Genomic DNA, 6,922 nt, shown 5'->3' on the forward strand with positions numbered 1-6,922 from the left:
AACCCAACTGTAGAAGTTGAAGTTGCTTTAGAAAGTGGATCAATAGGAAGAGCTATAGTACCATCAGGAGCATCAACAGGAGCTTTCGAAGCTGTTGAATTAAGAGACGGTGACAAAGGAAGATACTTAGGAAAAGGTACTGAAAAAGCTGTTAATAATGTAAATGAAATAATAGCACCAGAATTAGAAGGTATGGACGCATTTGACCAACCTGGTATAGATGGTTTAATGATAGAATTAGATGGAACTTTAAACAAAGGTAAATTAGGAGCTAACGCAATATTAGGTGTTTCTATGGCTGTAGCTAGAGCTGCTGCTGACGAAATAGGATTACCATTATTCCAATACATAGGTGGAGTAAATGCTAAGCAATTACCAGTTCCAATGATGAACATAATAAACGGTGGAGAGCATGCTGATAATAACGTTGACGTACAAGAGTTCATGATATTACCAGTTGGAGCTCCAACATTCAAAGAAGGATTAAGAATGGGTGCAGAAGTATTCCATTCATTAAAGAAAGTTTTAGCTGACAACGGATTAGCTTGTGGTGTAGGTGATGAAGGTGGGTTTGCTCCAAACTTAAGTTCAAACAGAGCTGCTTTAGAATTAATAGTAGATGCTATATCTAAAGCTGGATATGAGCCAGGAAAAGACGTTATGTTAGGTCTTGACGTTGCTGCTACAGAAATGTACAACAAAGAAACTAAAAAATACGTATTAGCTGGAGAAGGAACAGAATTAACTGCAGCTGAAATGGTTGAATTATACGAAGATTGGTCAACTAACTTCCCAATAATAACTATAGAAGACGGATTAGATGAAGAAGATTGGGATGGATGGAAGTTATTAACTGAAAAATTAGGAAACAAATTACAATTAGTTGGAGACGATTTATTCGTAACTAACACTGAAAGATTAGAAAGAGGAATAGAGCAAGGTGTTGCTAACTCTATATTAGTTAAAGTTAACCAAATAGGTACAATAACTGAAACTTTAGATGCTATAGAAATGGCTAAGAGAGCTGGATACACTGCAGTTATATCTCATAGGTCAGGAGAAACAGAAGATACTACTATAGCGGATTTAGCTGTAGCTGTAAACGCTGGACAAATAAAAACTGGTGCTCCATCAAGAACTGATAGAGTTGCTAAGTACAACCAATTATTAAGAATAGAAGAAATGGTTGGAGATTCTGCTAGATACTGTGGATTAAAATCTTTCTACAACTTAAAAAAATAATTTAATTTTTAAATTAAATTTAATATATGATAAAGGGCGATAGATATATCTATTGCCCTTTATTTTTTACGTATAAGGAGTATTATAATATTAAGCAACGGACGCAGTCTTTTGAGCAACGTGTTGACGAATTGTTTGAGCGATATGAAGTGTAGTATCCACTCAGTGGCTTAAGCTAAGCGAATTTTGCTAAAAATATATAAATCAGAATAATAAATTGTAATATACTAAAAATACAAAGGACGTAAAATTTCATAAAAAGAAGGTTGAATTCATGGCAATTAATAAAATTAGTTTTAATTTAGCACAAGAAATAGTAAATGCGGTAAAAGAAGTTGTAGATAAAGATATAAATTTTATAGATAAGAATGGAATAATAATAGGTAGTACAGATAAAAAGAGACTAAATACGTTTCATCAAGCTGGATACGAAGCAATAAAAACACTAAATAATATAGTAGTTGAAGATAATGAAGAATATAAAGGAAGTAGAAAAGGTATAAATTATCCTATAAAAATAAATAAGACTGCAATTGGGGCAATTGGTATAACTGGAGAACCAAGTGAAGTAGGAAGGTACGGATTTCTTATAACTAAAATTACAGAAATATTTATAAAGGAACAACAATTGAATTTTAAGTATGAGGCTGATAAGCAAAGAATAAATTATGTTGTAAAGTCTTTAATATACAATGATATAGAAGATAAAGATGAAATAGAAAATATATTAGAAGAATTTAATATATCATCAAACCAGAAGTTTGCAGTTGTTATTATGAAAATAAATAAATACCATAAAGATGGGGATTTAGAAATTATAGAAAATGAAATAAAAAAAGTATTTGATTCTATTGGAAATATTTTTAAAGTATATATTTATCCAAATGAATTTATTGCCTTAATTAATGAAGAAAGATATGAAAAGCTTAAAACTGTTTATATGGATTTTTTAAAAACATATAAAGGAACTTTAAGCGGAGGTGTAGGAAGGCTAAAAGAAATTTATGAAACTCATAAATCTTACCAAGAGGCTAGAATAGCATTAAAGTATTCTACAAACCATAAAAAGATTTTAACATATATTGACTCTTTAAATTTAGAACTTATACTAGAAAATGTTGATGTAGATGTAAAGAAACAGTATATGGATAAAATTTTAGATAATCTAGATAAAGAAGAAATAAGTCTATTAGAAATTTATTATAAAAATGATATGTCATTAAAACAGACATCAGAAGATTTATATATTCATAAAAATACATTACAGTATAGACTAGATAAAATAAATCAAAAAAGTGGTTTTGACCCAAGAAAATTTAATGATTCAGTTATACTATACTTAGCTATAAATATAAAGTTAGGAATATAAATACATAAAATAAAAAGCCATAGATCTATGGCTTTTTTTATATATTTAAACCAGTATTTGATTAAAAATTTAAAATAGATGAAATGCTTATACATAGATTAAGTGAAATTTTTACTATTACAATAAAATTAGTATATTTACAATGTTATAAATAACAAAAATGATTATAGGAAAACGAAATTATTTGTTATATATAACATTCATGTCGAAATATGTATTTGGTACAATATTATCAAAAGGAGGAGATAAATATGAAAATAGTAATTTCGATAGATTCTTTAAAAGGAAGTTTAAGTTCAATAGAGGCAGCAAATGCAATAAAAAAGGGAATTTTAAACGTTGATAATAAAGCAGATATAACAATAATGCCACTGGCAGATGGTGGTGAGGGAACTGTAGATGCATTAGTAGAAGGTATGAATGGAGAAAAACAAATAATATCTGTTACAGGACCTTTAAATGAAAAAGTAAATGCAGAATATGGAATTTTAAAAGATACAAATACAGCGATAATAGAGATGGCTCAAGCTTCTGGACTTACATTAGTTGAACCAAAACTTAGAAATCCTTTAAATACAACAACTTATGGAGTTGGAGAGATAATAAAAGAAGCAATAAATAAAGGGTGTAGAAACTTCATAGTTGGGATAGGTGGAAGTGCTACTAATGACTGTGGAGTAGGAATGCTTCAAGCATTAGGTTATGAATTCTATGATGGAAATAATAACTTAGTAGGCTTAGGTGGAAAAGTACTAAATGAAATAAAAAGTATAAAAATAGATAATAGATTAAAAGAGCTTGATGAGTGCACATTTAAAATAGCTTGCGATGTTAACAATCCATTATACGGAAAAAATGGAGCAGCTCATATATATGGTCCTCAAAAAGGTGCGACAGAGGAAATAATTGAAGAATTAGACAAAGGACTTATTAGTTTTTCACAAGTAGTTAAAAAAGATTTAGGTAAAGACATAGCACATGTAGAAGGTGTAGGAGCAGCTGGTGGTCTTGGTTTCGCATTCCTAGGATTTTTAAATTCAAAACTAGAATCAGGTATAAAGATAATATTAGATGAGATAAAACTAGAAGAAGTAATAAAAGGTGCTGATTTTGTCATAACAGGGGAAGGTAGATTAGATAATCAAACAGCCATGGGAAAAGCACCTATTGGAGTAGCAAAACTTGCTAAAGCTAATAATGCAAAAGTTATAGCAATAGCAGGATGTACAACAGATGATGCAGTTAAATGTAATGAAGAAGGAATAGACGCATATTTCTCAATAGTAAACTCTTCAATGACAATAGAAGAAGCAATGGAGAAAGAAACTGCAACTAAAAACATGATAGCAACAACAACACAAATATTTAACCTTATAAAAGCAGTTAACTAAATATCACATAAAAAACTTATAGGTGGTGGGATAAATGGATGTACAAATAACAACACTAGGAGCATTACTAGGGCTTGCAGTAGCAATTATATTAATAGTTAAAAAGATACATCCTGCATACAGTTTAATACTAGGAGCTGTAGTAGGAGGATTAGTAGGTGGAGCAGGACTAAGCGGAACTGTAGATGTAATGATAAGTGGGGCAAAAGATATAATGCCTGCAATACTTCGTATAGTAACATCAGGGGTTTTAGCTGGAGTACTCATAAAAACAGGAGCAGCAGCTAAAATTGCAGATCAGATAATAAAAACATTGGGTGAAAAAAGAGCTTTATTTGCACTAGCTTTATCAACAATGATATTAACATCAGTTGGGGTATTCGTAGACGTAGCAGTAATAACTGTTGCACCAATAGCACTTGCAATATCTAAAAAATTAGGATATGCACCAATGGTTATTCTTTTAGCTATGATAGGTGGAGGAAAAGCAGGAAATATTATATCTCCAAATCCAAATACTATATCAGCAGCAGAAAACTTTGGAGTTGATTTATCATCTCTAATGGCAGCAAATATTATACCTGCAATAGTAGGGCTTATAGTTACTGTAATATTAGCAAGTATGCTAGCTAAGAAATTTAAAGGAACTAAAATAGAAGTAGTAAAAGAAGACCATGATAATTTAGAATTACCATCTTTCTTTGCAGCAATAATTGGACCATTAGTAGCAATACTTTTACTTGCACTAAGACCAATAGTAGGAATAGCAGTAGATCCGCTTATAGCATTACCAGTTGGTGGAGTAGTTGGAGCATTAGCTATGGGTAAAGCAAAGAATCTTAATGAATATATAACTTTTGGACTTTCAAAGATGATGCCAGTTGCAATTTTATTAATAGGAACAGGTACAGTTGCAGGAATAATAAAGGCATCAACTCTACAACAAACAACAATAGGATTACTAGATGCAATGAATATGCCAGCATTTTTATTAGCTCCAATATCAGGTATATTAATGTCAGCAGCAACAGCATCAACTACATCAGGAGCAACTATAGCATCAGCAACATTTGGACCAGCTATAATGGGAGTTGGTGTATCACCAATAGCAGGAGCAGCTATGGTTCATGCAGGAGCTACAGTACTTGATCACTTACCACATGGTTCATTCTTCCATGCAACAGCAGGAGCAACAAATATGAGCATAGGTGAGCGTTTAAAATTAATACCATATGAATCTTTAGTAGGACTTTCTATGACTATAGTTTCAACTATAATATGGGGAGTAATAATGTAATAAATGTAAATTAGGAAACAAATAATAGAGACTTATGATAAACAATTAGGAGGCAACAATGTTAAATAGTATAAAAAGAACTAAAATAGTATGTACATTAGGACCGGCATCGGATAAAGAAGATATATTAGTAGAGCTTGTAAAGAGCGGATTAAATGTATGTAGATTTAATTTTTCTCATGGGTCTCATGAAGAGCACAAGGAAAGAATGGATTTAGTAAAAAAAGTTAGAAATGATCTAAATCAACCAGTAGCTATATTATTAGATACTAAAGGACCAGAAATAAGAACAGGAAACTTTGATGAACCAGAAGTTTTATTAGAAGAAGGTCAAAAATTTACTATAACAATGAAAGATGTTATGGGAAGTAAAGATATATGCACAGTAAGCTACAAAGGACTTGCAAAAGACGTAGAGTCTGGAGATACTATATTAATAGATGATGGGTTAGTAGGACTTAAAGTTCAAGAAGTTAATGATGGCGATATACATTGTATAGTAGAAAACTCTGGAATAGTTAAAAATCATAAGGGAGTTAACGTTCCTGGAGTAAGTATAAAATTACCAGCATTAACAGAAAAAGATGTTAGCGATATAGAGTTTGGTATAAAACAAGGAATAGATTATATAGCAGCATCATTTGTTAGAAAAGCATCAGATGTATTAGAAATAAGAGAAGTATTAGAAAAAAATAATGCTACACATATTCAAATAATATCTAAAATAGAAAACCAAGAAGGAATAAATAATATAGAGGAAATATTAAAAGTATCTGATGGAATAATGGTTGCTAGAGGTGACTTAGGAGTTGAAATACCAACAGAAGAAATACCAATAGCACAAAAGATGATGATAAAAAAATGCAATAAATTAGGGAAGCCAGTAATAACTGCTACTCAAATGCTAGACTCTATGATTAGAAATCCTAGACCAACAAGAGCAGAAGTTACAGATGTTGCAAATGCTATATATGATGGAACAGATGCAATAATGTTATCAGGGGAAACTGCTGCTGGTAAGTATCCAATAGAAGCTGTTAAAACTATGGCTACCATAGCAAAAAGAACGGAAGAAACATTAAACTACAATGAATTATTAAGAAAAAGAAAAATAGAAGAAGTAACAGTAACAAATGCAATAAGTCATGCTACATGTACTACGGCTAGAGACTTAAGTGCAGCTTCAATAATTACTTTCACTACAACTGGACATACAGCTAGAATGGTTTCTAAGTTTAGACCGGAGTGCCCAATAATAGCTACGACAGAAGATGAAGGTGTTATGAGAAGATTAGCTTTAACTTGGGGAGTATATCCAATTAAAACATCTCATGCAGGAAACACAGATGAGGTAATAGATAATTCAATAGAATCAGCTAAAAAAATTAACTATTTAAAAGATGGTGACTTAGTTGTAATAACAGCAGGTGTACCAGCTGGAGTAAGTGGAACTACAAACTTAATAAAGGTACATGCTATAGAAAAATAATAAGAATTTTAAATGATTAATCTGTTAATTATTTTTAGCAGATTAATCTATACATATAGTAAGAATTTGAGAGGAGAAATAAAATGTCAGCTATAGAATTAGTATATGCAAGAGAAGTATTAGACTCAAGAGGT

At 31.0% G+C, this 6,922-nt stretch carries 4 protein-coding genes and 1 pseudogene; all 5 read left to right on the forward strand.

Annotated elements, in window-relative coordinates:
- Positions 1-1,242 (forward strand): phosphopyruvate hydratase (gene eno, locus BN899_RS13135; RefSeq protein WP_042276201.1); only part of this gene is annotated, 1,242 nt, incomplete at its 5' end.
- A 274-nt stretch (positions 1,243-1,516) separates the two neighbouring features.
- The gene (locus BN899_RS13140) at positions 1,517-2,611 is read left to right on the forward strand and encodes a CdaR family transcriptional regulator (protein ID WP_042276203.1); all 1,095 of its coding nucleotides are present in this window, start codon (positions 1,517-1,519) and stop codon (positions 2,609-2,611) included.
- A gap of 251 nt (positions 2,612-2,862) precedes the next feature.
- On the forward strand, positions 2,863-4,002 hold the full coding sequence (locus BN899_RS13145; protein ID WP_042276205.1) for a glycerate kinase: 1,140 nt from the start codon (positions 2,863-2,865) through the stop codon (positions 4,000-4,002).
- A 34-nt stretch (positions 4,003-4,036) separates the two neighbouring features.
- Entirely contained in the window at positions 4,037-5,299 is a 1,263-nt protein-coding gene (locus BN899_RS13150; protein ID WP_042276209.1) for a GntP family permease, read from the forward strand.
- Positions 5,300-5,357: 58 nt separating this feature from the next.
- A pseudogene (gene pyk, locus BN899_RS13155) lies at positions 5,358-6,785 on the forward strand (pyruvate kinase); the annotation flags it as partial.
- Positions 6,786-6,922: the final 137 nt, after the last annotated feature.

The sequence above is a fragment of the Faecalimicrobium dakarense genome, from assembly GCF_000499525.1.
GTDB lineage: Bacteria > Bacillota > Clostridia > Peptostreptococcales > Peptostreptococcaceae > Faecalimicrobium > Faecalimicrobium dakarense.

What these genes read in the sequence shown, in the direction of transcription:
- BN899_RS13140 (WP_042276203.1), top strand. Translation starts at nt 1,517, where the DNA reads ATGGCAATTAATAAAATTAGTTTTAATTTAGCACAAGAAATAGTAAAT.
- BN899_RS13145 (WP_042276205.1), top strand. Translation starts at nt 2,863, where the DNA reads ATGAAAATAGTAATTTCGATAGATTCTTTAAAAGGAAGTTTAAGTTCA.
- BN899_RS13150 (WP_042276209.1), top strand. Translation starts at nt 4,037, where the DNA reads ATGGATGTACAAATAACAACACTAGGAGCATTACTAGGGCTTGCAGTA.